We start from the raw sequence: 25,023 nt of genomic DNA, 5'->3' as shown, positions 1-25,023 counted from the left end.
ATGACGGACACCGCGCAACGCACCCTGGCTCAGGGCGGCATGACGCCCGACGTGGCGCACAGCGCGCCGTCCGATGTGCTCACGCCCGCCGATCGCTATGGGGACCTCTTCGTGGCGGTTCAGTCGCAACGCATTTTTCCGGACAGCAAGACGTTCGTGGATTGCGCACCGTTGCGCGCGCCGCAGGAGATCATGCGCCGGTATCGTGAAGACGCGGCCAAGCCCGGCTTCGATCTTGCGCAATTCGTGGTGACTCACTTCACGCTGGAACGCACGCCGCCGAGCGCCTATGTCGCCGACCCGGCGCAGGGTCTGGTCGCGCATATCGACGGGCTTTGGGACGTGCTCATGCGCGAGCCCGACGCGCATCCGGCCGACAGTTCGCTGCTGCCGCTGCCGCGCGCCTATGTCGTGCCCGGCGGACGCTTTCACGAACTCTATTACTGGGACTCCTATTTCACGATGCTCGGGCTCGCGCACAGCGGCCGTCACGACCTGCTCGTGAGCATGGCGGACAATTTCTCCTTCCTCATCGATACGTACGGCCATATTCCGAACGGCAACCGAACTTACTATCTCAGCCGCTCGCAGCCGCCGGTGTATGCGCTGATGGTGGCGCTTTTCGAGTCGCACGGTGTGGCGCGCGCGTTACGGTATCTGCCGCATCTGCGCCGGGAATACGACTATTGGATGGCAGGCGAGGCGTCGCTCAGGCCCGGTGATGCCTATCGCCATCTGGTGCGTTTGCCCGATGGCGCATTGCTCAATCGCTATTGGGACGAGCGCGAAACGCCGCGTGAGGAAGGCTATCTGGAGGACGTGACGACCGCGCTCGATGCGCCGCGTCGTCGCGCCGGTGAGGTTTATCGGGATCTGCGCGCCGGTGCGGCGTCGGGCTGGGATTTCAGCTCGCGATGGCTCGCGAACGCCAACGACCTGTCGTCCATCCGCACGACAGCGATTTTGCCGGTCGACCTGAACAGCTTTCTGTATGCCGCAGAGACGCAGATCGCCAGACTCAGCGAGGCGGGCGGCGATGCCGAGACGGCGCGCGCGTTCGCCTTGCGCGCGCAGGCGCGGCGCGATGCCATGACCCGTTATCTCTGGTCGGACGCGCAGGGGGCGTTCGTCGACTACGACTGGCAACTTGGCGCGCCGCGTCCGCAATTGTCCGCAGCGATGGCCGCGCCGTTGTTCGTCGGTCTGGCGTCCCGGGAGCAGGCGCACCGCTCGGCGGCCACGATGGCGCAACGCATGCTGGCCGCCGGCGGGCTGCGCACGACCGAGACATCCAGTCTTCAGCAATGGGACCCGCCCAATGGCTGGGCGCCGCTGCAATGGATCGGTATCCACGGGCTGCGCAAGTATGGGGAGCATCGGCTCGCGAACGACATCGCGCATCGGTGGTTGTGCACGGTCAGTTCGCTCTACGCGCGTGAGAGCAAGCTCGTGGAGAAGTACTCGCTGCATACGAGCGACGCGATGAGCGCGAGCGGCGGCAGCGGGGGCGAGTACCCGCTGCAGGATGGGTTTGGATGGACCAACGGTGTGGTGCGGCGCCTGATGGGCGAGCATCCGGATCACCATGCGCATCGGGTGAGAGCACGGCAATAGTGCGCGTCGGTGTTCGGTGGCGCTCCCGTGGGGCGGGGCTTCTGCGGCCGCGAGGGCAGGCTCGCGTGGCGGGAAATTTGGCGTCGTACAATGCGCCATACGCACATTTGCATTTCCTGTGAGGCCCCATGAAGCATTCGGCGCATGCCGTAACCGACGCCGCCGTCGCCACGATTCGCGAACGCATCGAACGTCAGGTCTATCCGGCCGGTGCGATGCTGCCCTCGCAACGTCAGCTCGCCGAGGAACTCTCCATCAGCCGCGCCTCGCTGCGCGAAGCCCTGTCGACGCTCGAAGCGCTCGGCATGGTCGCGATACGCCCCGGCAAGGGCGTGTACGTGAACGACGCGTCGTCGCGCATCGGCGTCGCCTGGCGCTTTGCGGACCAGATCTCGCTCGCCGATACGTACCAGTTGCGCTATGCGCTGGAGGGCTTCGCCGCCCGGCTCGCGGCGCTCGCGGCCAGCGTGAGCGAGATCGAGTGGCTCACGGACAACGTCGAATCGATGAAGGGCGCGCTCGTCGAGGGCGATGTCGACACCGCCGCCCAACTGGATTTTGCCTTTCACTTGCGCATCGTCGGGCTCGCGGGCAACGCGGCCATTGCCGACATTCTGCGCGGCAGTACGGAAATCGTGATGGAAAGCCAGCGTTTGCCGTTCTACCAACGGGAACTGGTGCTTTCCACCTATCATGAACATCTGGAGATCCTGGACGCCCTCAGGCGGCATGACGGTGCCGCCGCAGGCGCCGCGATGGAGCGCCACATCGTGCTGGCGGCCCAGCGGGCGGGCATTCACTTCCCTATCCCCTCTGCGTATCCGTCCGGCGGCGCCTCGCCCCTCAGGGAGAACGCAGAGCGTACTGGTGCCCCACACGTTCAGCTTTGAGATGAACCGGAAATGCGCTATACTTTGAAGGTTTTAGTCATTTAACCCTCACCCTAGCGCCTACCCGCCTGACATCTCGTCCGCAGTCCGAGCATCCGCTGTGCGCATATTCCGCGCAATTCCGGTGCCCGCGCTGATGTCATCGCGAGCGGACGATGGGGCTGGCAGCAGGGTGAACCCTTCAGGAGTTTCCCGTGCTGCCGTCATTCCCACCCGCCATTCTCGCGCTCGCTGACGGCACGGTCTTTCGTGGGTACGCCATCGGCGCTGCCGGTCACACCATCGGTGAAGTGGTCTTCAATACGGCCATTACCGGCTATCAGGAAATCCTCACCGACCCCAGCTATGCGCGCCAGATCGTCACACTGACGTATCCGCACATCGGCAACACGGGCGTCAACGGTGAAGACGTCGAAGCCACGAAAGTCCATGCCGCCGGCCTGATCATCAAGGATCTGCCGATCCTCGACTCGAACTTCCGCGCCGACAAGACGCTGTCGCAATACCTGAAGGACGAAGGCGTCGTCGCCATCGCCGGCATCGACACGCGCCGCCTGACCCGAATCCTGCGCGACAAGGGCGCCCAGAACGGCTGCATCCTCGCCGGAGAAGAAGCCGACGAAGCCAAGGCCATCGCACTCGCCCAATCGTTCCCGGGCCTCGCCGGCATGGACCTTGCCAAGGTCGTCTCGACCGCGGCGTCGTATTCGTGGACCGAGACGGAATGGCGTCTGGGCGAAGGCTACGGCGAGCAGAAGGCGCCGAAGTTCCACGTGGTCGCCCTCGACTACGGTGTGAAGCGCAACATTCTTCGCATGCTCGCCGAGCGTGGCTGCAAGGTCACCGTATTGCCCGCGCAGAGCTCGGCCGACGACGTGTTCGCCCTGAATCCGGACGGCGTGTTCCTCTCGAACGGCCCCGGCGACCCGGAGCCGTGCGATTACGCCATCGCCGCAACCCGCACGTTCCTGGAGCGCCGCATTCCGACCTTCGGCATCTGCCTGGGCCACCAGATCATGGGCCTGGCCGTGGGCGCCAAGACGCTCAAGATGAAGACCGGTCACCACGGTGCGAACCACCCGGTGAAGGATCTCGACACGGGCCGTGTCGTGATCACGTCGCAAAACCACGGCTTCGCAGTGGACGCAAATAGCCTGCCGGCCAACGCGCGTGTCTCGCACGTCTCGCTGTTCGACGGCACGTTGCAGGGCTTCGAGCTGACGGATCGCCCGGCATTCTGCTTCCAGGGTCACCCCGAAGCATCGCCCGGCCCGCACGACATCGGCTATCTGTTCGACCGCTTCGTCAAGTCGATGGCCGACGCGAAGGCGTCCGCATAAGCGCGTACGCGACGGGATCAGGAAACAGGAAAGGAACACACGCATCATGCTCGGAAACTCGATCGGCATCCTCAACCTCTGGACGTATCTGGCCGGGGTCGTGGTCGTCATTTTGCTGCCGGGACCGAACTCGCTCTACGTGCTCGCCGTGGCCGCACAGCGCGGCGTTCGTCAGGGTTACGCGGGCGCTTGCGGCGTGTTCCTCGGCGACACCATCCTCATGACGCTGTCGGCGGCCGGTGTGGCGTCGCTGCTGCATGCGCAGCCGGCGCTGTTCTTCGTGGTCAAGTACCTCGGCGCCGCCTATCTTTGCTGGATGGGCCTGAACATGCTGCGCGGCGCCATTGCCAACGCCCGCGCTGCCCGCGCCAATCCGCAGGCATCGGCCGTTGCCGCGCCGAAGCAGGTCGACGCGGATCAGCCGTTCCGGCGCGCACTGTTCATCAGCCTGCTCAATCCGAAAGCGATCCTGTTCTGCGTGTCGTTTTTCATCCAGTTCGTCGATCCGGGCTACGCCTACCCCGCGGTGTCGTTTGCCGTGCTGGGCGTGATCGTGCAGACGTGCAGTTTCCTGTATCTGAGCACGCTGATCCTGGCCGGTTACCGCCTGGCCGAGCACTTCCGGCAACGTCGCCGGTTGAGCGCCGGGGCAACCGGCGGCGTGGGCGCGTTGTTCGTCGGCTTCGGTGTGAAGCTCGCGACCGCGACGCTGAGTTAAATTTTTGTTGAGAACGTTATGCCAAAGCGCACAGACATCAAGAGCATCCTCATCATCGGCGCCGGCCCGATCATCATCGGTCAGGCATGCGAGTTCGATTATTCCGGCGCACAGGCCTGCAAGGCGCTGCGCGAGGAAGGCTACAAGGTCATCCTGATCAACAGCAACCCTGCCACGATCATGACCGACCCGGATACGGCCGATGTCACCTACATCGAGCCGATCACCTGGGAAGTCGTCGAGCGCATCATCGCCAAGGAGCGCCCGGATGCCATTCTTCCGACGATGGGTGGCCAGACCGCGCTGAATTGCGCGCTCGACCTGCACCGTCACGGCGTGCTCGACAAGTACAAGGTCGAGCTGATCGGCGCGTCGCCGGAAGCCATCGACAAGGCCGAAGACCGTCAGAAGTTCAAGGACGCGATGACCAAGATCGGTCTCGGTTCGGCCAAGTCGGGCATCGCTCACTCGATGGAAGAGGCGCTGGCGGTGCAGGCGCAGATCGTTGCCGAAATCGGCGGCAGCGGGTATCCGATGGTGATTCGTCCGTCGTTCACCCTCGGCGGCTCGGGCGGCGGTATCGCTTATAACCGCGAAGAGTTCGAAGAGATCTGCAAGCGCGGTCTCGACCTCTCGCCCACGCGCGAACTGCTCATCGAAGAGTCGCTGCTGGGCTGGAAGGAGTTCGAGATGGAAGTCGTGCGCGACCGCGCCGACAATTGCATCATCGTGTGCTCGATCGAGAACCTCGACCCGATGGGCGTGCACACGGGCGACTCGATCACCGTGGCCCCGGCGCAGACGCTGACCGACAAGGAATACCAACTGCTGCGTAACGCATCGCTCGCCGTGCTGCGCGAGATCGGTGTGGAGACGGGCGGCTCGAACGTGCAGTTCTCGATCAATCCGAAGGACGGCCGTATGGTCGTCATCGAAATGAACCCGCGTGTGTCGCGTTCGTCGGCACTGGCCTCGAAGGCCACTGGCTTCCCGATCGCCAAGGTCGCAGCCAAGCTGGCCGTGGGTTATACGCTCGACGAATTGCGCAACGAAATCACGGGCGGTGCGACGCCGGCTTCGTTCGAGCCGACGATCGATTACGTCGTGACCAAGGTGCCGCGTTTCGCCTTCGAGAAGTTCCGCGAGGCCGATGCCCGCCTGACCACGCAGATGAAGTCGGTCGGTGAAGTGATGGCCATGGGGCGCACGTTCCAGGAGTCGTTCCAGAAGGCCATGCGTGGCCTGGAAGTCGGTGTGGACGGTCTAGATGAGAAGTCGACCGATCGTGACGAAATCGTGGCCGAAATCGGCGAGCCGGGCCCGGACCGTATCTGGTACGTGGGCGACGCCTTCCGTCTGGGCATGAGCCTCGAAGAAGTGTATGCCGAGACCGCCATCGATCCGTGGTTCCTGGCGCAGCTCGAAGCCATCGTCAAGAAGGAAAAGGCGCTCGCCGGCCGTACGCTGGAAAGCCTGTCGACCGAAGAGCTGCGCTTCCTGAAGCAAAGCGGCTTCTCGGATCGCCGTCTGGCCAAGCTGCTCGGCACCGATCAGACTGCCGTTCGCAAGGCGCGTATCGCCCAGAAGGTGCGCCCGGTCTACAAGCGCGTGGACACGTGCGCCGCCGAATTCTCGACGAACACCGCATACATGTACTCGACCTACGAGGAAGAGTGCGAAGCCCAGCCGACCGACAAGAAGAAGATCATGGTGCTGGGCGGTGGCCCGAATCGTATCGGTCAGGGTATCGAGTTCGACTATTGCTGCGTGCACGCCGCGCTCGCGCTGCGCGAAGACGGGTACGAGACCATCATGGTCAACTGCAACCCGGAAACGGTGTCGACGGACTATGACACGTCCGATCGCCTGTACTTCGAACCGGTCACGCTCGAAGACGTGCTGGAAATCGTGGATCTGGAAAAGCCGGTCGGCGTGATCGTCCAATATGGCGGTCAGACCCCGCTGAAGCTCGCGCTCGATCTCGAAGCGAATGGTGTGCCGATCATCGGCACGAGCCCTGACATGATCGACGCCGCAGAAGACCGCGAGCGCTTCCAGAAGCTGCTGCAGGACCTCGGACTGCGTCAGCCGCCGAACCGTACGGCCCGCGCCGAAGACGAAGCCCTCAAGCTGGCGGCCGAGATCGGCTATCCGCTGGTGGTTCGCCCGTCGTACGTGCTGGGCGGTCGCGCGATGGAAATCGTGCACGAGCCGCGTGACCTGGAGCGCTACATGCGCGAGGCCGTCAAGGTGAGCAACGACAGCCCGGTGCTGCTCGATCGCTTCCTCGACGATGCGATCGAGTGCGACGTCGACTGCATTTCGGACGGTAAGGACGTCTACATCGGCGGCGTGATGGAGCACATCGAACAGGCGGGCGTTCACTCGGGCGACTCGGCCTGCTCGCTGCCGCCGTACTCGCTGTCGGCCGAGACCATTGCCGAGCTCAAGCGTCAGACGGCCGAGATGGCCAGGGCGCTGAACGTGGTCGGCCTGATGAACGTGCAGTTCGCGATTCAACAGGGCAACGGCGTCGACACGATCTATGTGCTGGAAGTGAATCCGCGCGCCTCGCGTACGGTGCCGTACGTGTCGAAGGCGACCGGCCGTCAGTTGGCCAAGATCGCCGCGCGCGCGATGGCCGGGCAGTCGCTCACGTCGCAAGGCGTGAACGGCGAGGTCGTGCCGCCGTACTACAGCGTCAAGGAAGCGGTGTTCCCGTTCGTGAAGTTCCCGGGTGTCGACCCGGTGCTTGGACCGGAAATGCGCTCGACGGGCGAAGTGATGGGGGTTGGCCGCACGTTCGGTGAAGCGCTCTTCAAGTCGCAACTGGCGGCGGGCTCGCGCCTGCCCGCGTCGGGCACGGTGTTGCTCACGGTCAAGGATGCCGACAAGCCGCGCGCTGTCGAAGTCGCCCGCATGTTGCACGCGCTGGGCTACCCGATCATCGCCACGCGCGGCACCGCCGCCGCAATCGAAGCCGCCGGAATCCCCGTGCGTGTGGTCAACAAGGTGAAGGACGGCCGTCCGCACATTGTCGACATGATCAAGAACGGCGAAATCGCGCTGGTGTTCACCACGGTGGATGAAACCCGCACCGCGATTGCCGATTCGCGCTCGATCCGGATGTCGGCACAGGCGCACAAGGTCACGTATTACACGACGATCTCGGGCGCCCGCGCCGCCGTGGAAGGCTTGAAATACCTGCAAAACCTCGAGGTCTATGACCTTCAGGGGCTGCATGCGCAACTGCCGGCGTAAGCTGGCGCGTTGCGGTGGGTGCGCCCGGGATGGTCGGTGGTTGTCGCCGTTCCGGGCAAAGACGCAAAACAAATGGCGCGCCCGTCGGGGAACTGATCCCTGTTGGGGGCGCCAAATGCTTTAAACGCGCACCGATTGTGCTCTGCGTAGGGTGCCGCGCCGCACGACCGGTCCTCCGGTTGGCAGCGTCGGCAACTCTGCTACACTAGCGCAACACAGGTGTCACAGCCGCGGTCGAGCGGCGTTCGCAAAAAGTGCGAATGCGGCTTAGCTGCGGCAATTTTTTTGTCTTTCGGAACAACGCGCATGAGTACCATTCCTCTGACCAAGCGGGGCGCTGAGCTGCTCAAGGAAGAGCTGCACCGCCTGAAGACCGTCGAACGTCCGAACGTGATCACTGCGATTGCTGAAGCCCGTGCGCAGGGCGATCTGTCGGAAAATGCGGAGTACGACGCCGCAAAGGAAAAGCAGGGCTTCATCGAAGGTCGCATTGCCGATCTGGAATCGAAGCTCTCGGCAGCCCAGATTATCGACCCGGCGGCGCTCGACGCCGAGGGCCGCGTGGTCTTTGCTGCGACCGTCGAGCTCGAAGACCTCGAGAACGGCGGCACGGTCGAGTATCAAATCGTCGGTGACGACGAAGCGGACCTGGAGCACGGCAAGATTTCGGTGAGTTCGCCGATTGCCCGTGCATTGATCGGTAAGTACGCAGGCGATGTGGCCGAAGTGCAGGCCCCGAGCGGCGTGCGTGAGTACGAGATCATCGATGTCCGCTACGTCTGACGTGACGTCTACCGGCGGCGCGCCACGGCTCGAACGTCTGTTCCGGCTGATTGCGACCGTCTGGTGCGGCAGCCAGTGGGCCATCGGTTACCTCGTGGCCCCCACGCTCTTCGCCGTGCTTGAGTCGCGCATGGTGGCCGGCACGGTCGCCGGGCGACTGTTTCACTCCCAGGCCTGGCTGAGTCTGGTCTGTGGTGTGTTGCTGGTCTGGCTGGCGACGGCGCTCATCTCGCGTACGGCCGATGCGTCGGTGGCGCGTAGCTACCGGGTGCTGCGCTGGCTGGCGGTGGCGATGATGGTGTGCGTGCTGATCAGCTCGTTCGCTTTGCAGCCTTTCATGGCACAGCTGCGCGCGCAGGCGGAAGCGTCCGGCGTGGACATTGGCCAATCGGCCCATGCCGCACGTTTTGGCATGCTTCACGGCATTTCGAGCGGTATCTATCTGCTGCAAAGCCTGCTTGGCGTTGCGCTGATCTGGCGACAGCCGGTGCGCGGCTAAAAGCCGCAGCGGTGGGCGAGCGTGGCCGACCCATGCCCGTTTCCTGTCCGTTCCGTACCCGTTTTGTACCCGACTTTGCCGTTTCACCAACAAAAAACGCGCCCGACGATGTCAGGGCGCGTTCTTTTGAGGGCGGGCGAAACGCGTTGAGTGCGTCGCGTTTGGCGACTTAGTCGTTGCGCTGGCGCTTGACGCTGGTCTGGCGTTTCTTTGCGCGCTTGACGATGCCACCCGCCGTCATGCGTTCGTTGCCGGCGACCGTGACTTTCTTGACGGTCGGGCGACGACCGGCGTTGGTGCTGGTCTTGACGACGGTCACGGTGCGCGGGGCGCGGCCCTTGACCGTCGTGCCGGTGCCGCCGGACCGGGCGCGAACGGGCGTCGGTTTTTCATCCGGGGTCGGACGAGTCGGACGATACAGCACCAGCAACTTGCCGATGTGTTGTACGGGCGCCGCGCCCAACTGGTCGCAGATGGATTCGTAAATGGCCACGCGTGCGTCACGTTCGTCGCCGAACACACGCACTTTGATCAGTTCGTGGGCCTTCAGGGCGCCGTCGATTTCCTTGAGCACCGCCGGCGTCAAGCCATCGGCGCCGATCAGAACGACGGGATTCAGCGCATGGGCGGCAGAGCGCAAGTCGGCGCGTTGCGCCGGGGTCAGGGTCAAAGCGGGCATAGAAGACAGACGAGACAAACGAGTTAGGATGCGCCCGCAAACCGTGGTATCCAGCTTACGAGGCCGGCGGCATCTGCCGACCGGCTAAGGGATTTTGGGCGCGCAAGGGCGTATTATCCTGCAAATTCGCAGTGTTTTTGAAGAATTATGGCAAAAAACCGTTTCAACCACGCGTGGTTGCACGATCACATCAACGATCCCTACGTCAAAATGGCGCAGCGCGAGGGTTATCGCGCCCGTGCGGCCTACAAGCTCAAGGAGATCGACGAACAGGACCGGCTGATCAAGCCGGGTCAGGTCATTGTCGACCTCGGATCGACGCCGGGCAGCTGGAGTCAGTACGCTCGTAACAAGCTGGCGGCGGGCAAGCGCGTCGACGGCGGCATCGACGGGACGATCATCGCGCTGGATATTCTGCCGATGGAGCCGATTGCCGACGTCCATTTCCTGCAGGGCGACTTCCGTGAGGACAGTGTGCTCGAACAGCTGGAAGAAATCGTCGCTGGCCGGAAAGTCGACCTTGTAGTTTCCGATATGGCCCCCAACTTGTCCGGTGTGGCGTCGGCCGATGCGGCGCGGATCGAGCATCTATGCGATCTGGCGCTGGATTTTGCACAGCGACACCTGAAACCGGAAGGAGCGTTACTGGTCAAATGTTTCCACGGCAGCGGCTATAGCCAGATTGTCGAAAAATTCAAACACCAGTTCAAAACCGTGGCGCCGCGCAAGCCGAAGGCGTCCCGAGACAAATCCTCCGAAACGTTCATTCTGGGTCGGGGTTTGAAAAAACCGGCTTGATGCCCGTCAAACCAGCGCACCGGCGCTATGGTGGCGGTAGAGAATCACTATAGCGGTGCGCCTGCGAGTGGATTAGAATGAATTCCTGGCGCGAAGCGATTTCATGAAGGAGCAACGCTTTGAACAATAATATGTTTTCCAAAGCGGCGGTGTGGTTAGTCATCGCGCTGGTCTTGTTTACTGTTTTTAAACAGTTCGACAAGCCGCACGTCCAGGAGGGCGTGACGTACTCCCAGTTCATGGACGATGCCAAGAACGGCAAAATCAAGAACGTGGTGGTTCAGGGGCGCAGCCTTCAGGTGACGCCCAGCGACGGCCAGAAATATACCATCGTGTCGCCGGGCGACATCTGGATGGTTGGCGATCTCATGAAGTACGGCGTTCAGGTCTCGGGTAAGGCCGACGATGAACCGAACGTGCTCATGTCCGCCCTTTACTACCTCGGTCCCACGTTGCTGATCATCGGCTTCTGGTTCTACATGATGCGACAGATGCAGGGGGGAGGTAAGGGCGGTGCCTTTTCCTTCGGCAAATCCCGCGCGCGCCTCATCGACGAGAATGCCAATCCGGTCACATTTGCCGACGTCGCGGGTTGCGACGAAGCCAAGTATGAGGTCGGCGAACTGGTCGACTTCCTGAAAGATCCGCAGAAATTCCAGAAGCTGGGCGGTCGTATTCCGCGTGGCGTGTTGCTCGTCGGCCCGCCGGGAACCGGTAAGACGCTGCTCGCGCGTGCGATTGCCGGCGAAGCCAAGGTGCCGTTCTTCAGCATCTCGGGCTCGGACTTCGTGGAAATGTTCGTCGGCGTGGGCGCTGCCCGTGTTCGCGACATGTTCGAAAATGCGAAGAAGCAATCGCCCTGTATCGTGTTCATCGACGAAATCGACGCCGTGGGTCGCCATCGTGGCGCCGGCATGGGCGGCGGTAACGACGAGCGCGAACAGACGCTGAACCAGATGCTGGTCGAGATGGACGGCTTCGAGGCCAACTCGGGCGTGATCGTGATCGCGGCTACCAACCGTTCGGACGTACTCGACAAGGCGCTGCTGCGTCCGGGACGTTTCGACCGTCAGGTCTATGTCGGTTTGCCGGATATCCGTGGCCGCGAGCAAATTCTGAAGGTGCACCTGCGCAAGGTGCCGATCGCGAACGACGTCGACGCCTCGGTTATCGCACGTGGTACGCCGGGGATGTCGGGCGCCGATCTGGCCAACCTGGTGAACGAAGCAGCGCTGTTCGCCGCGCGCCGTAACAAGCGCATCGTCGAGATGCTCGACTTCGAAGACGCGAAGGACAAGATCTTCATGGGTCCGGAGCGCAAGTCGGCAGTCATGCGCGACGAAGAGCGCCGTGCCACGGCTTATCACGAGTCGGGCCACGCCGTGGTTGCGATGCTGCTCCCGGGCGCCGATCCGGTGCACAAGGTGACGATCATTCCGCGTGGTTGGGCACTCGGCCTGACGATGCAGTTGCCGGAGCACGACAAGTACTCCGAGTACCGCGACACGATGCTCACGCAGATCGCGATTCTGTTCGGTGGCCGTGCAGCAGAGGAGGTCTTCATCAACAAGATGTCGACGGGCGCTTCGAACGACTTCGAGCGCGCCACCAAGCTGGCGCGCGACATGGTGACCCGCTACGGTATGTCGGACGCGTTGGGCCCGATGGTCTACGTCGACACGGAGCAGGATTCGGTGTTCGGCCGTATGTCGGCCAAGTCGGTATCGGAAGCCACGCAGCAGAAGGTCGACGCGGAAGTGCGCCGCATTCTGGACGAGCAGTACGCGCTGGCCAAGAAGCTGCTGGAAGACAACCGTTCGAAGGTCGAGTCGATGACCGAAGCCCTGATGGAATGGGAAACGATCGACGGCGAGCAGATTGGCGACATCATGGAAGACCGTCCGCCGCGTCCGCCCAAGGGTGGTCCGACGAATGGCGGTGCTTCGGGTGGCAACCCGCCGCTCAAGCCCAGCAACACCCCGGCGACCGTCTGACGAGCGCCACGACAGGGGGAAGTACCCTGTTACCTGGAAAGGCCGGCATCTTGCCGGCCTTTTTGCATTTTGCATTATGTATTTCAGACGGCGGTGACAAGTCACTTCAGCGCCCGCCGGGCCGATCGGCGCGACGAACGGAACGTTCCATCCGGCAGGCAAGACCGTGAATTTCGGTGTTACCGAGTGTTTCCATGGTCGAAGTGACAGACGATTCCGGTAACATTACGGCCATACGGGCGTCCGGCACGCCGGAGCGCCGGGCCAGCCCCGAGCCTTCGACGTGCAGGCTGCCATACGGGTTTTTGGGTTTTATTGAGCTACGAGCTTTCGCATGTCCACCGAGCAGTCGCAACCCCATTCTCATAACGCTCCGAACGCTGTGTCGGCCGACGCAGCGCAGGAAATCGTCTTGCCGGCAAGTGCCGTACAGGCCCCGGTCAAACCCGACACGCTGGCGCTGGGACCGCGTTTCCGGCTCGACGCCCGTCGCGTGCACGTCATGGGTATCCTCAACGTGACGCCCGACTCGTTTTCCGATGGCGGCAAGTTCGTGGCGCGCGACGCGGCGCTGCGCCATGCCGAACAATTGCTGGCCGACGGCGTCGACATTCTGGACATCGGCGGCGAATCGACCCGTCCGGGCGCCGAAGCCCTGCCGGAAGACGCTGAACTCGCGCGCGTGGTGCCGATCGTCGAAGCGCTTCGGAACTGCGGCGTGCCGCTCTCCGTAGACACCTACAAGCCCGGCGTAATGCGCGCCGTGTTGGCCGCGGGTGCCGATATGATCAACGACATCTGGGGATTCCAGCAGCCGGGCGCGATCGATGCCGTGCGAGACAGCGAAGCGGCGCTGTGCATCATGCACATGCTGCACGACCCGAAAACCATGCAGGACGCCCCGATCTACACGGACGTCGTCACCGAAGTCGCCGCATTTCTCGACGGCCGCGTGGACGCCATGCTCTGCGCCGGTGTGGCGCCCTCGCGTCTTTATCTCGATCCGGGATTCGGTTTTGGCAAGAATCTCGCTCATAATCTCGCCTTGCTCAAGCATTTGCGAGTGCTGTCGCGTGACGGTCTGCCGTTGTTGGTCGGCATGTCGCGCAAGCGGATGCTGGGCGAGATCACCGGTCGTCAGACGCCGCAGGATCGCCGGGTGGCAAGTGTTGCAGCCGCCATGTGCGCCGCCGAACGGGGCGCGGCGATCGTGCGGGTGCACGACGTCGCGGAAACCGTCGATGCCCTCAAGGTCTGGCAGGCGGTGCGCGAGGCCGACTGAGGCATTCGCCCCGTCCAGACCCGATATCGCCATACGCGACACGACACGACAAGTACAAGACACAAAGAACGCGCGCGCGAACGGACCTTCACCCGTCAACCCGCGCGCCGCTTCAATTGGGAACGATGCAACGATGAAACGACGCTATTTTGGGACCGATGGAATTCGCGGCACGGTGGGCGAGAGCCCGATTACGCCGGAGTTCGTGCTGCGCCTGGGCTACGCGGCAGGGCGCGTATTGGCGGGTAACCAGACGCTGGGGCGTCCCACGGTACTGATCGGCAAGGACACGCGTGTCTCCGGTTACATGCTCGAAGCCGCGCTGGAAGCCGGCTTCGCCGCGGCGGGCGTGGACACCATGCTGGCCGGCCCGATGCCCACACCCGCTGTCGCTTACCTGACCCGGGCGCTTCGTCTGGCGGCCGGTGTCGTGATCAGTGCATCGCACAACCCGTATCACGACAACGGTATCAAGTTCTTTTCGGCGGACGGCAACAAGCTGCCGGACCAGACCGAGCTCGCCATCGAGGCCGAACTGGACAACCCGATGACCTGCGTGCGCTCCGAGCAACTCGGCAAGGCGCGCCGTCTGGATGACGCCGCCGGTCGCTACATCGAGTTCTGCAAGAGCACGTTCCCGAACGATTTCGATCTGCGTGGCATGAAGATCGTGGTCGATTGCGCCAACGGCGCGGCGTATCACATCGCGCCGCACGTGTTCCACGAACTCGGCGCGGAAGTCATCGCCATCGGCAACCAGCCGAATGGATTCAACATCAACGAAGACTGCGGCGCCACCGCCCCCGACGCGCTCATGCGCGCGGTGCGGGCGAACCATGCGGATCTCGGCGTGGCGCTCGATGGTGACGCCGACCGTCTGCAAATCGTGGACAGCGCGGGCCGTCTCTACAACGGCGACGAACTGCTGTATCTCCTGGTGAAGGATCGCCTGAGCAATGGCGGCGTACCGGGTGCCGTGGGCACGCTCATGACCAACATGGCCGTCGAAGTGGCGCTCAAGGAACTGGGTGTCCCGTTCGTGCGCGCCAAAGTCGGCGATCGCTACGTGCTGGAGCAGTTGCACAAGCACGGATGGCAGATCGGGGCGGAAGGCTCCGGGCATATTCTGTGTCTGGACAAGCACACGACGGGCGACGGCATCGTCTCGGCCCTCCAGGTGCTCGCGGCTATCCGCCGTGCGGACAGCAAACCGCTCGCCAGGCTGCTCGAGGGCGTGCGTCTGTTCCCGCAGCACATGATCAATGTGCGCACGCCCGCCGGGTACGACTGGCAGGCTGATGCACGTCTGGCGGCCGAGCGCGAGATCGTCGAGTCCAAGCTGGGCGATTCGGGCCGCGTACTGATTCGCGCGTCGGGCACCGAGCCGGTGCTGCGGGTGATGGTCGAAGCGCGCGACGAGTCGCAGGCTTCCGGGTTTGCCCAACATCTGGCTAACGTGGTAAAAGCAGCGGCTTGATGGCCTGACCGCTGAACCCTTGGACCGTCGGTCCACCGGCCCATCGATTGGCCAACCCGTGCGGCGGGTCCTTGCATTTCCCCACCGGCGACGTCTGCTCTGACGTCGCCGCCCCCACCGCCAGGAATCGCCTGGCGACGTCGATCTCCTCAACCTTCCCTCGATGGCAACCAGAGCGCGGCATCGTACACATTTGTGACAGTGCCCTCGACGTCGTCAGACGGATTCCGACATCGTTTCGTCACTGTCACAGGGCTGACACAGACCGAAAGCGGGGCCTTTCACGCGCCCGATTTCCGTGCAATCGCGCCGAAACCCGCGTCAATTCAAGATTCTTCCAAGGCTGCGAGGCACGCCGGGCATCGCATGCAATGTGACGATTTCGAGGCGACTCCGTGACATTCCCATTGTGAGCTTTCGAAAATGACACATTACTGTCACATTCGGAATCTATTCTTCGAGCCATCCACACGCTGTACCACACCAACTCGGAGAGATCCATGAAGCTGATGAAGACTGCGATTGCCGGCCTGGCTGGCGTTCTGTTCGCCGCTGGCGCGATTGCGGGCGAGATTACGGGCGCTGGCAGCACGTTCGCCGCACCGATCTACACCAAGTGGGCTGACGCTTATCAGAAGTCGACCCAGAACAAGGTCAACTACCAGGGTATCGGCTCGTCGGGCGGCATCAAGCAGATTCAGGCCAAGACCGTCGATTTCGCCGGCTCGGACGCCCCGCTGACCGATGAAGAACTCGCCAAACAAGGTCTGTTCCAGTTCCCGACGGTCGTCGGCGGCATCGTGCCGGTTGTGAACGTGCCGGGCGTGAAGCCGGGCGAACTCGTGCTGTCGGGCGAAGTGCTGGGCGACATCTATCTGGGCAAGATCAAGAAGTGGAACGATCCGGCCATCGCCAAGCTCAACCCGAAGGTCAAGCTGCCGGATACCGACATCGCCGTGGTTCGCCGCGCCGACGGTTCGGGCACCAGCTTCGTGTTCACGAACTACCTCTCGAAGGTCAACGCCGAGTGGAAGAGCAAGGTCGGCGAAGGCACCACGGTCAACTGGCCTACGGGTACGGGCGGCAAGGGTAACGACGGCGTCGCGGCCTTCGTGCAGCGTCTGCCGGGCGCCATCGGCTACGTGGAGTCGGCCTATGCCAAGCAGAACAAGCTGACGTACACGGCCCTGACCAACGCCGACGGCAAGACGGTCGAGCCGACCGCCGAGACGTTCGCCGCTGCCGCCGGCAAGGCCGAGTGGTCGAAGACGTTCTACCAGATCCTGACGAACGAGAAGGGCGACAAGTCGTGGCCGATCGTGGCAGCGACCTTCGTGCTCGTGCACCAGAAGGCTGACGCCGGCAAGGAAGCGCAAAGCGCCGACGTGCTGAAGTTCTTCGACTGGTCGTTCAAGAACGGTGTGAACACGGCTAAGGAACTGGACTACATTCCGCTGCCGGAAGACGTCCTGAAGCAAATCCGTGCCGGCTGGAAGGCCAAGGTCGCCGAGTCGGCCGCCAAGGCCGGCGTCTAAAGCGCCCTGCAATGAGGCACCCGACGATGCGAATGTGCGTTCTCGGGCGCCTTGATACCGGCATCATCCGCGCCGCCTGCGCCGAAGCCCGAATCATGATCTGGCAACGGCTGGCGGCGCGCTCACGCTGAGACGACATCATGGCAGAAGCCACCAGCCCCCTCGCAACACCGGGCGCACAGCGCGCCCCGTCTTCCGTTGGCGACTTTCTCTTCGCGCTGCTCACCCGCGCCGCCGCCCTCATTACGCTGCTCCTGCTCGGCGGCATCATCGTGTCGCTGATCATCAGCGCGTTGCCGTCGATCGAGAAATTTGGCTTCGCCTTCCTGTGGACCAAGGACTGGGATCCGCCCGCAGAACAATTCGGTGCGCTCGTGCCCATCTACGGCACGATCGTCACCTCGGTCATTGCCCTGATCATCGCCGTGCCGGTCAGCTTCGGCATCGCCCTGTTTTTGACCGAACTCTCGCCCGTGTGGCTGCGTCGCCCGCTCGGCACCGCCATCGAACTGCTCGCGGCCATTCCGAGCATCGTCTACGGGATGTGGGGCCTGCTGGTTTTCGCCCCGATCTTCAGCCAGTACTTCCAGAAGCCGCTGGGTGCGCTGCTCGGCAACGTGCCGGTCATCGGCGCGCTGTTCCAGGGGCCGCCGCTCGGCATCGGTATCCTGCCCGCCGGCGTGATCCTCGCGATCATGATCATTCCGTATATCGCCTCGGTCATGCGCGACGTGTTCGAAGTCACGCCCGTGCTGCTCAAGGAATCGGCTTACGGCATCGGCTGCACGACCTGGGAAGTGATGTGGCGCGTCGTGCTGCCCTTCACGAAGACGGGCGTCATCGGCGGCATCATGCTGGGTCTTGGCCGGGCGCTCGGTGAGACCATGGCCGTCACGTTCGTGATCGGCAACACCAACCTGCTCGACAACGTCTCGCTCTACTCGCCGGGCAACAGCATCACCTCGGCGCTGGCCAACGAGTTCGCCGAAGCCGGCCCGGGCCTGCACACGTCGGCCCTGATGGAACTCGGCCTGATCCTGTTCTTCATCACCTTTGTGGTGCTGGCGCTGTCCAAGCTGATGCTGCTGCGCCTCGAAAAAAGCGAAGGTAAATAATGATGACCCAACAAGCGCTCGAACTGGAATCGCCCGCCGTGAAGCCCACCGACGCCTTTACCCGCGTGCGTCTGCAAGCCTATCGCCGCCGCAAGAACATGTTTGCGATCGCCATGTCGCTCGCGGCCATGGCATTCGGTCTGCTCTGGCTGCTGTGGATTCTGTACACCACGCTCTCGCTGGGCATCGGCGGCCTGTCGCTGTCGCTGTTCACGGAAATGACGCCGCCGCCGAACACGGCCGGCGGCGGTCTGGCCAACGCCATCATGGGCAGTCTGGTGATGGTCGGTGTGGCGACGCTGGTGGGCACGCCGCTGGGCATTCTGGCCGGTGTGTATCTGGCCGAGTACGGCCAGAAGTCCTGGCTCGCGAGCATCACGCGATTCATCAACGACATTCTGCTCTCGGCGCCTTCGATCGTGATCGGCCTGTTCGTGTACGCCCTGGTCGTCGCGCAGATGGGGCACTTCTCGGCATGGGCCGGCATCATCTCGCTGGCGCTCCTGCAAATTCCCATCGTGATCCGCACGACGGAGAACATGCTCAAACTGGTGCCGAACAATCTGCGCGAGGCGGCTTTCGCGCTGGGCACGCCGAAGTGGCGAATCATCGTGAAGATCACGTTGAAGGCGTCCATCGCCGGTATCGTGACGGGCGTGCTGCTGGCCGTGGCGCGTATCGCGGGCGAGACGGCGCCGCTGCTGTTTACGGCGCTCTCGAATCAGTTCTGGTCGATGAACCTGAACCAGCCCATGGCCAACCTGCCGGTCACCATCTTCAAATTTGCCATGAGCCCGTTTGCCGAGTGGCAATCGCTTGCGTGGGCGGGCGTATTCATCATCACCCTCGGGGTGCTGTTCCTGAACATTCTGGCGCGCACGTTGTTTGCCAAAAAGTAAGCGGCAACGACACACGACACGACGCGACCATAACGCCACGACAAACGCCTACCTGACGGTTGAGACAGACCATGACGAACCCGACGCAAGAAATCAAGCTGCCCTCGAAGATCGAAGTCAAGAACCTGAACTTCTTCTACGACAAGTATCACGCGCTCAAGAACATCAACCTGCGCATTCCCGACCGCAAGGTAACGGCCTTCATCGGCCCGTCGGGTTGCGGCAAGTCCACGCTGCTGCGCACGTTCAACAAGATGTACGCCCTGTACCCGGAGCAACGCGCCGAGGGCGAGATCAACATGGACGGCGAGAACCTGCTCACCGCCAAGCAGGACATCGCACTGCTGCGCGCGAAGGTCGGCATGGTGTTCCAGAAGCCCACGCCGTTTCCGATGTCGATCTACGACAACATCGCCTTCGGCGTGCGTCTGTTCGAAAAGCTCTCGCGCTCGGAAATGGACGATCGCGTGGAGTGGGCGCTGACCAAGGCGGCGCTGTGGAGCGAAGTGAAGGACAAGCTGCAACAGTCGGGCTACGGCCTGTCCGGCGGTCAGCAACAGCGTCTGTGTATCGCGCGCGGCATCGCGATCCGGCCCGAAGTGCTGCTGCTCGACGAACCGTGCTCGGCGCTCGACCCGATTTCGACGGGCCGTATCGAAGAGCTGATCGCCGAACTCAAGGACGATTACACGGTGGTGATCGTGACCCACAACATGCAGCAGGCCGCCCGTTGCTCGGACTTCACGGCCTACATGTACCTGGGCGAGCTGATCGAATTCGGCGAGACCGAGAAGATCTTCATCAAGCCGGACCGTAAAGAGACCGAAGACTACATCACCGGCCGTTTCGGTTGATGCCACGAGGAAAACCCGCGACATGAACGATAAACACCTCTCCAGCCAGTTCGATTCCGACCTGAATCAGGTTTGCTCGCGTGTGCTCGAAATGGGCGGCGTGGTCGAGTCCCAGATCGTGACGGCCATGCAGGGCCTGAACACGTTCGACCGTACGCTCGTCGACGAAGTGATCGCCAACGAGCACCGTCTGAACACGATGGAAGTCGAGATCGACGAAGAGTGCAGCAAGATCATCGCCCGCCGTCAGCCGACTGCGCGCGACCTGCGTCTGCTGCTCTCGATCTCGAAGACGATCACCAACCTCGAGCGCGCTGGCGACGAGGCCGAGAAGATCGCCAAGCGTACCCGTCATCTGCTCGAAGACGGCGCGGCGCAGAGCGTGAATTTCGCCGAAATCAAGCTCTCCGGCGAGATGGCCGCGCAATTGCTGCGCCGCACGCTCGATGCGTTCGCGCGTCTCGATATCGTGGCGGCAGCCGAGATCGTGCGCGACGACAAGGCCATCGACAATGAATTCCGCGGCTTCGTGCGAAAATTGGTCACGTACATGATGGAAGACCCGCGGACCATCTCCGCCGGTCTGGACTTCCTGTTCATCGCCAAGGCGATCGAGCGGATCGGCGATCATGCCAAGAACATTGCCGAGTTCATCATCTACATTGTCAAGGGCACCGACGTCCGGCACATTTCGCGCGAGGATCTGCAGCGCAAAGTGCAGGGCGAGTAAGGCACAACAGCGGACAACGCGCCTGACATTACTGAAGGTTTGAGAGGGAACCGATGCCTAGCAGCATTCTGATCGTGGAAGACGAGCCGGCAATTTCCGAGCTGATCTCCGTTAATTTGCAACACGCGGGTCACTATCCGATCCGGGCGTACAACGCTGAGCAGGCGCTCACGTTGATCAGCGACGTCCTGCCGGATCTCGTTCTGCTCGACTGGATGCTGCCGGGCAAGTCGGGCGTGACGTTCGCGCGCGAGTTGCGCGCGAACGAGCGCACGAAGCATGTGCCGATCATCATGCTCACCGCGCGCAGCGAAGAGCAGGACAAGGTGATGGGCCTGGAGATCGGTGCGGACGACTACGTCACCAAGCCGTTCTCGCCGAAGGAATTGATGGCGCGCATCAAGGCCGTGCTGCGCCGCCGCGCCCCGCAGTTGACCGAAGACGTGGTGAGCGTGAACGGTCTGAAGCTCGACCCGGCCACGCACCGCGTCACGAGTCATCAGTCGAGCGGCGACATCAAGCTGGACCTCGGCCCGACGGAGTTCCGTCTGCTTCACTTCTTCATGACCCATCCGGAGCGCGTGCACAGCCGCTCGCAGTTGCTCGATCAGGTGTGGGGCGATCACGTGTTCGTCGAGGAGCGTACGGTGGACGTGCATATCAAGCGTCTTCGCGCGGCGCTCAAGCCCGCGGGCCACGATGCTATGATCGAGACCGTACGCGGCAGCGGCTATCGTCTGACGAAGTCCGTCTGACAAGGCGGGACCGGCGCGCCAGAGCGTGTCGGTCGCGTCCGGCTCGTCCGAGCCGTTTGGTTCGTCTAGTTCGTCCGGTGCGCCTGTTCCCGTCGGCGCCATCGAACGCCGGGACCAGGACCTGCCGTGCCCATGCCGCGTCCGCCCGTGGGGTACCCCGCGGCAACCTTCCTGTGCATCGTCTATGAATATCATCTGGGCCCGCGCGCTGGCGTTTCTCATTCTGCAAGCGGCCATTTCGGTGGCTGTCGGCTGGATGTTGGGTGCGAGCGCAGGTTACGTCACCGCGGTCGTTCTGCTGGTGATACAGCTTTTCTTTAACGTCTATCACGCACAACGACTCTGGCGTTTGCTCGAAGCGCCGGTCTACGGCGAAGTGCCGAGCGCACTCGGGTTGTGGGGCGAAATCTATTACCGGCTGCACAAGCTGGCCAAGCGCTGGCATAACCAGGTCAAGCAGGTGGAACAACAGCACGCACGCTTCATTCAGGCGATCCAGGCATCGCCCAACGGCGTGATCATGCTCGACGAACAAAATCAGATCGAGTGGTGCAATGCGATCGCCGAGATTCACTTCGGTATCGACGCTCGGCGAGATCTGCGTCAACAGATCACCCATCTTCTGCGAACGCCGGCCTTCGTGCATTACTTGTCGTCGGAGCGTTACGACGAGGCGCTGCTCATGCATCACATGGGCGAGAAGCGCAACAACGTGCTCTCGATGCAGGTGTTTCCCTACGGCGACAATCGCAAGCTGATCATCTCGCTGGACGTGACCGATCTGGAGCGCACCGACGCGATGCGCCGCGACTTCGTGGCCAACGTCTCCCATGAACTGAAGACGCCGCTCACGGTGCTCTCCGGCTTCCTGGAGACGGTTGGCGAGCTGCCGCTGTCGCCTGACGAGATTCAGCGTTACGTCGAGATCATGCGACAGCAGGCGGGCCGCATGCAGAACATCGTGAACGACTTGCTGACGTTGGCGAAGCTCGAAGGCAGCGGCAAGCCGCCGCCGGACGACCGCATCGACATGGGCATGCAAATGCGTTCGCTGCGTGGCGATGCCGAGGGGTTGTCGCAAGGTCAGCACGTGATCGAGGTAATCGGCGCGGACGGACTCGATTTGCGCGGCGCGGAAGGCGAGTTGCACAGCGCGTTCAGCAATCTCGTGAGCAATGCGGTGCGCTACACGCCGCAGGGCGGCAAGATCCGCATCGAATGGGGTGCGACGGAAGACGGGGGCGCTCGTTTCGCTGTCGTCGATTCCGGGCTCGGCATTCCCGCCGAGCACATTCCCCGGCTGACCGAGCGCTTCTATCGCATCGACCGCAGCCGCTCACGCGACACCGGGGGCACAGGACTCGGACTTGCCATCGTCAAGCACGTGCTCACGCGCCATCAGGCGGATCTGCGTGTGACCAGCGAGGAAGGGCGAGGTAGTACGTTCGCGATTCACTTCCCGCCGACGCGCGTGGTGCATCGCGCGCCGATCGAAGCGCCGAAGCAGGTATCGGTGGACGGTTGACGCGGGGCAGTAAGCGGAGCAGTCCGCGGGGCGGTCGGTGCGGCCGACCCCCGGCAGAAAAAAGGCGCTCGACTTCGCGGTCGAGCGCCTTTTTCGTTGGGCGTTGCGGCGCGTGTCCGTCCGTTCGTCCGTTCGTCCGTTCGTCCGCTCAGTTCCCCGTTTGCACGTGCTGCGTGATTTCCTGCATCAGCACCATCTGGCTGTTGTATGGCGTCTTGCCCGCCTTGCGTCGCACGTAGCTGCCGTCTGCCCGCATGAGCCATGACAGCGTGTTGTCGCGCAGATGCACCATCAGCCCCTCGCGTATCACGCGTGCCTTCAGGCGCTTGTCTCGCACGGGGAACGCGACTTCCACGCGGCGGAAGAAGTTGCGCTCCATCCAGTCGGCGCTGGAGAGCATGACGTGCTCGTCGCCGTTCGCGTAGAAATAATAGATGCGATGGTGTTCGAGAAAGCGGCCGACGATCGAGCGCACGGTAATGTTCTCGGACAGGCCTTTTACCCCGGCGCGCAGTGCGCAAACGCCCCGCACGATCAGATCGATCTTCACGCCGGCGCGCGACGCCTTGTAAAGCTCGGCAATGATCGTCGGCTCGAGCAGCGCGTTCATCTTGGCAATGATGCGGGCCTTCTTGCCGGCCATCGCCGCTTCCGTCTCACGGCGAATCGCTTCGAGCAGGTGCGAATGCATCGTGAACGGCGACTGCCAGAGACCGTGCAGGTGGGTCTGGCGACCAATGCCGGTCAGTTGCTGGAACACGACGTGGACATCGGCGCACAGCGCTTCGTCGGCGGTCATCAGGCCAAAGTCGGTGTACAGACGCGCCGTGCGCGGGTGATAGTTGCCGGTGCCGAGGTGGACGTAGCGCTTGAGGAACGTCTTCTTGCCCTGGCGCGTGCGACGCACAACGAGCAGCATTTTCGCGTGGCACTTGTGGCCGACCACGCCATAGACGACGTGCGCGCCAACCGCTTCGAGGCGCGCCGCCCAGTTGATATTCGTCTCCTCGTCGAAGCGCGCCAGCAGTTCCACGACCACCGTGACTTCCTTGCCGTTGCGCGCGGCCTCCATGAGGGCGTCCATGAGCGCCGACTCGTTGCCGGTACGGTAGATGGTCTGCTTGATGGCCACGACATCGGGATCGCGCGCCGCTTGCAGCAGCAGTTCGAGCACGGGCTGGAAGCTGTCGTACGGATGATGCAACAGCAGATCGCCCTGATCGATGAGATCGAACATGGCGGGTGAGGCGCTCATGCGCTTGGGCAATGCCGGAACGAATGGCACGAATTTCAGGTCCGGCCGGTCGACCATCTCCGGCAGCGGCATCAGGCGCACCAGATTGACGGGCCCTTTGACGCGGTAGCAGTCCGAGTCGGCCAGTCCGCACTCCGTCTGGAGTCGGCGCACGAGGCGCGCAGGGGCGCCGGCGTCGACTTCGAGCCGAACGGCGTCACCGAGGTGGCGCGCGGGGAGCTCGCCTTGCAGCGCGGTGCGTAGATTGGTGATTTCGTCTTCGTCGACGAACAGATCGCTGTTTCGCGTGACCCGAAACTGATGGCACGCCTTGGCGGTGAGGCCGGGGAACAGCTCGCTGGCAAAACGCAGCATGAGCGAGCTGAGCAGCACGAAGCTGTTCGGCAACGGCGCGAGCGCTGCCGGCATGGGGACCAGACGGGGTAGGGCGCGAGGCGCCTGAACGATGGCGAGCTCCGCGTCGCGGCCGAAGGCGTCCTTGCCTTCGAGTTCCACGGCGAAGTTCAGGCTCTTGTTGAGCACGCGCGGGAATGGGTGCGCGGGATCCAGCCCGATGGGGGTGAGTACGGGGACCAGTTCGCGCAGGAAATAGTCGCGCGCCCATTCGACTTGCGCGTCGTTCCAGCTGCCGGACGGGTGAAAGGCGATGCCTTCGGCCTCCATGAGCGGGAGCAGGCTGTCGAACATGGCATATTGCTTCTCGACGAGCGCCTGTGCCCGGGCGCAGACTTGCGTGTAAACTTGCTGAAACGTCATGCCGTCGGGCGTGAGCATGCCCGGATTCTCGCGCATCTGCTCCTTGAGTCCGGCGACGCGAATTTCGAAGAATTCATCCAGATTGCTACTCACGATACAGACGAAGCGCAGGCGCTCGAGCAATGGCGTGGCCGGATCGGCCGCCTGGGCAAGCACGCGTTCATTGAACGCGAGAATGCCCAGCTCGCGGTTGAGCAGCGGGTAATTCATGTTGAACGTGCGAAAGACATGGGATTGGCGTGAATTCTTCATTCGTATTGTTAC

Annotated in this window: 20 protein-coding genes; 18 read left to right on the top strand and 2 right to left on the bottom strand. The window is 63.0% G+C overall.

Features of this window, described 5'->3' with window-relative positions; translation table 11 throughout:
- The 7 genes from treF (at position 1) to UC34_RS16490 (ending at position 9,105) form a co-directional block, all read left to right on the top strand.
- Positions 1-1,614, top strand: coding sequence for an alpha,alpha-trehalase TreF (gene treF / locus UC34_RS16520; RefSeq protein ID WP_218919549.1), 1,614 nt, complete (start codon positions 1-3; stop codon positions 1,612-1,614).
- Between the two features lie 128 nt (positions 1,615-1,742).
- Positions 1,743-2,504, top strand: coding sequence for a FadR/GntR family transcriptional regulator (locus UC34_RS16515; protein WP_044456404.1), 762 nt, complete (start codon positions 1,743-1,745; stop codon positions 2,502-2,504).
- 194 nt (positions 2,505-2,698) lie between these two features.
- Positions 2,699-3,844, top strand: a complete 1,146-nt coding sequence (gene carA / locus UC34_RS16510) for a glutamine-hydrolyzing carbamoyl-phosphate synthase small subunit (protein ID WP_044456403.1) — start codon at positions 2,699-2,701, stop codon at positions 3,842-3,844.
- 46 nt (positions 3,845-3,890) lie between these two features.
- Positions 3,891-4,562 (top strand): leucine efflux protein LeuE, encoded by a 672-nt coding sequence (leuE, locus tag UC34_RS16505; RefSeq protein WP_044456402.1) that lies wholly within the window; start codon positions 3,891-3,893, stop codon positions 4,560-4,562.
- 18 nt (positions 4,563-4,580) lie between these two features.
- The gene (carB, locus tag UC34_RS16500) at positions 4,581-7,823 is read left to right on the top strand and encodes a carbamoyl-phosphate synthase large subunit (protein WP_044456401.1); all 3,243 of its coding nucleotides are present in this window, start codon (positions 4,581-4,583) and stop codon (positions 7,821-7,823) included.
- A gap of 306 nt (positions 7,824-8,129) precedes the next feature.
- The gene (greA, locus tag UC34_RS16495; RefSeq protein WP_044456400.1) at positions 8,130-8,606 is read left to right on the top strand and encodes a transcription elongation factor GreA; all 477 of its coding nucleotides are present in this window, start codon (positions 8,130-8,132) and stop codon (positions 8,604-8,606) included.
- Complete coding sequence (locus UC34_RS16490) at positions 8,590-9,105, top strand: DUF4149 domain-containing protein (RefSeq protein WP_044456399.1); 516 nt, start codon at positions 8,590-8,592, stop codon at positions 9,103-9,105. The genes greA and UC34_RS16490 overlap by 17 nt, the downstream gene beginning before the upstream one ends.
- A gap of 169 nt (positions 9,106-9,274) precedes the next feature.
- Here UC34_RS16490 and yhbY read toward each other — a convergent pair whose 3' ends face one another.
- Entirely contained in the window at positions 9,275-9,784 is a 510-nt protein-coding gene (gene yhbY, locus UC34_RS16485; protein WP_044456398.1) for a ribosome assembly RNA-binding protein YhbY, read from the bottom strand.
- Positions 9,785-9,931: 147 nt separating this feature from the next.
- On the opposite strand from yhbY, the gene UC34_RS16480 reads away from it, so the two are divergent.
- The 11 genes from UC34_RS16480 (at position 9,932) to phoR (ending at position 22,748) form a co-directional block, all read left to right on the top strand.
- A complete protein-coding gene (locus UC34_RS16480) occupies positions 9,932-10,582 on the top strand; it encodes an RlmE family RNA methyltransferase (RefSeq protein ID WP_044456397.1) in 651 nt (216 codons plus the stop codon).
- 119 nt (positions 10,583-10,701) lie between these two features.
- Positions 10,702-12,576 carry an ATP-dependent zinc metalloprotease FtsH gene (ftsH, locus tag UC34_RS16475; RefSeq protein WP_044456396.1) on the top strand — a complete coding sequence of 625 codons (1,875 nt, stop codon included), beginning with the start codon at positions 10,702-10,704 and terminating at the stop codon, positions 12,574-12,576.
- Between the two features lie 502 nt (positions 12,577-13,078).
- Positions 13,079-13,858, top strand: a complete 780-nt coding sequence (gene folP, locus UC34_RS16470) for a dihydropteroate synthase (protein ID WP_237165340.1) — start codon at positions 13,079-13,081, stop codon at positions 13,856-13,858.
- Between the two features lie 133 nt (positions 13,859-13,991).
- A complete protein-coding gene (glmM, locus tag UC34_RS16465; protein WP_044456395.1) occupies positions 13,992-15,335 on the top strand; it encodes a phosphoglucosamine mutase in 1,344 nt (447 codons plus the stop codon).
- Positions 15,336-15,835: 500 nt separating this feature from the next.
- The gene (gene pstS / locus UC34_RS16460) at positions 15,836-16,870 is read left to right on the top strand and encodes a phosphate ABC transporter substrate-binding protein PstS (protein WP_044456394.1); all 1,035 of its coding nucleotides are present in this window, start codon (positions 15,836-15,838) and stop codon (positions 16,868-16,870) included.
- A 140-nt stretch (positions 16,871-17,010) separates the two neighbouring features.
- Positions 17,011-17,985, top strand: a complete 975-nt coding sequence (gene pstC / locus UC34_RS16455) for a phosphate ABC transporter permease PstC (protein WP_044456393.1) — start codon at positions 17,011-17,013, stop codon at positions 17,983-17,985.
- Positions 17,986-17,987: 2 nt separating this feature from the next.
- Positions 17,988-18,884, top strand: coding sequence for a phosphate ABC transporter permease PstA (pstA, locus tag UC34_RS16450; protein WP_044458290.1), 897 nt, complete (start codon positions 17,988-17,990; stop codon positions 18,882-18,884).
- Positions 18,885-18,955: 71 nt separating this feature from the next.
- Positions 18,956-19,738 carry a phosphate ABC transporter ATP-binding protein PstB gene (gene pstB, locus UC34_RS16445; RefSeq protein WP_039397158.1) on the top strand — a complete coding sequence of 261 codons (783 nt, stop codon included), beginning with the start codon at positions 18,956-18,958 and terminating at the stop codon, positions 19,736-19,738.
- A 22-nt stretch (positions 19,739-19,760) separates the two neighbouring features.
- On the top strand, positions 19,761-20,468 hold the full coding sequence (gene phoU / locus UC34_RS16440; RefSeq protein ID WP_044456391.1) for a phosphate signaling complex protein PhoU: 708 nt from the start codon (positions 19,761-19,763) through the stop codon (positions 20,466-20,468).
- Positions 20,469-20,521: 53 nt separating this feature from the next.
- A complete protein-coding gene (gene phoB / locus UC34_RS16435) occupies positions 20,522-21,223 on the top strand; it encodes a phosphate regulon transcriptional regulator PhoB (protein ID WP_010805263.1) in 702 nt (233 codons plus the stop codon).
- Positions 21,224-21,407: 184 nt separating this feature from the next.
- Positions 21,408-22,748, top strand: a complete 1,341-nt coding sequence (gene phoR, locus UC34_RS16430; RefSeq protein WP_044456389.1) for a phosphate regulon sensor histidine kinase PhoR — start codon at positions 21,408-21,410, stop codon at positions 22,746-22,748.
- Positions 22,749-22,896: 148 nt separating this feature from the next.
- Here phoR and ppk1 read toward each other — a convergent pair whose 3' ends face one another.
- Positions 22,897-25,011, bottom strand: coding sequence for a polyphosphate kinase 1 (ppk1, locus tag UC34_RS16425; protein ID WP_044456388.1), 2,115 nt, complete (start codon positions 25,009-25,011; stop codon positions 22,897-22,899).
- Positions 25,012-25,023: the final 12 nt, after the last annotated feature.

Source organism: Pandoraea vervacti (genome assembly GCF_000934605.2).
In the GTDB taxonomy this organism is placed as follows: domain Bacteria; phylum Pseudomonadota; class Gammaproteobacteria; order Burkholderiales; family Burkholderiaceae; genus Pandoraea; species Pandoraea vervacti.
The sequence above is the reverse complement of the archived record's forward strand: the minus strand, read 5'-3'. Positions and strand labels throughout refer to the sequence as shown.

What these genes read in the sequence shown, in the direction of transcription:
- treF (WP_218919549.1), top strand. Translation starts at nt 1, where the DNA reads ATGACGGACACCGCGCAACGCACCCTGGCTCAGGGCGGCATGACGCCC.
- UC34_RS16515 (WP_044456404.1), top strand. Translation starts at nt 1,743, where the DNA reads ATGAAGCATTCGGCGCATGCCGTAACCGACGCCGCCGTCGCCACGATT.
- leuE (WP_044456402.1), top strand. Translation starts at nt 3,891, where the DNA reads ATGCTCGGAAACTCGATCGGCATCCTCAACCTCTGGACGTATCTGGCC.
- carB (WP_044456401.1), top strand. Translation starts at nt 4,581, where the DNA reads ATGCCAAAGCGCACAGACATCAAGAGCATCCTCATCATCGGCGCCGGC.
- greA (WP_044456400.1), top strand. Translation starts at nt 8,130, where the DNA reads ATGAGTACCATTCCTCTGACCAAGCGGGGCGCTGAGCTGCTCAAGGAA.
- UC34_RS16490 (WP_044456399.1), top strand. Translation starts at nt 8,590, where the DNA reads ATGTCCGCTACGTCTGACGTGACGTCTACCGGCGGCGCGCCACGGCTC.
- yhbY (WP_044456398.1), bottom strand. Translation starts at nt 9,784, where the DNA reads ATGCCCGCTTTGACCCTGACCCCGGCGCAACGCGCCGACTTGCGCTCT.
- UC34_RS16480 (WP_044456397.1), top strand. Translation starts at nt 9,932, where the DNA reads ATGGCAAAAAACCGTTTCAACCACGCGTGGTTGCACGATCACATCAAC.
- folP (WP_237165340.1), top strand. Translation starts at nt 13,079, where the DNA reads ATGGGTATCCTCAACGTGACGCCCGACTCGTTTTCCGATGGCGGCAAG.
- glmM (WP_044456395.1), top strand. Translation starts at nt 13,992, where the DNA reads ATGAAACGACGCTATTTTGGGACCGATGGAATTCGCGGCACGGTGGGC.
- pstS (WP_044456394.1), top strand. Translation starts at nt 15,836, where the DNA reads ATGAAGCTGATGAAGACTGCGATTGCCGGCCTGGCTGGCGTTCTGTTC.
- pstC (WP_044456393.1), top strand. Translation starts at nt 17,011, where the DNA reads ATGGCAGAAGCCACCAGCCCCCTCGCAACACCGGGCGCACAGCGCGCC.
- pstA (WP_044458290.1), top strand. Translation starts at nt 17,988, where the DNA reads ATGACCCAACAAGCGCTCGAACTGGAATCGCCCGCCGTGAAGCCCACC.
- pstB (WP_039397158.1), top strand. Translation starts at nt 18,956, where the DNA reads ATGACGAACCCGACGCAAGAAATCAAGCTGCCCTCGAAGATCGAAGTC.
- phoU (WP_044456391.1), top strand. Translation starts at nt 19,761, where the DNA reads ATGAACGATAAACACCTCTCCAGCCAGTTCGATTCCGACCTGAATCAG.
- phoB (WP_010805263.1), top strand. Translation starts at nt 20,522, where the DNA reads ATGCCTAGCAGCATTCTGATCGTGGAAGACGAGCCGGCAATTTCCGAG.
- phoR (WP_044456389.1), top strand. Translation starts at nt 21,408, where the DNA reads ATGAATATCATCTGGGCCCGCGCGCTGGCGTTTCTCATTCTGCAAGCG.
- ppk1 (WP_044456388.1), bottom strand. Translation starts at nt 25,011, where the DNA reads ATGAAGAATTCACGCCAATCCCATGTCTTTCGCACGTTCAACATGAAT.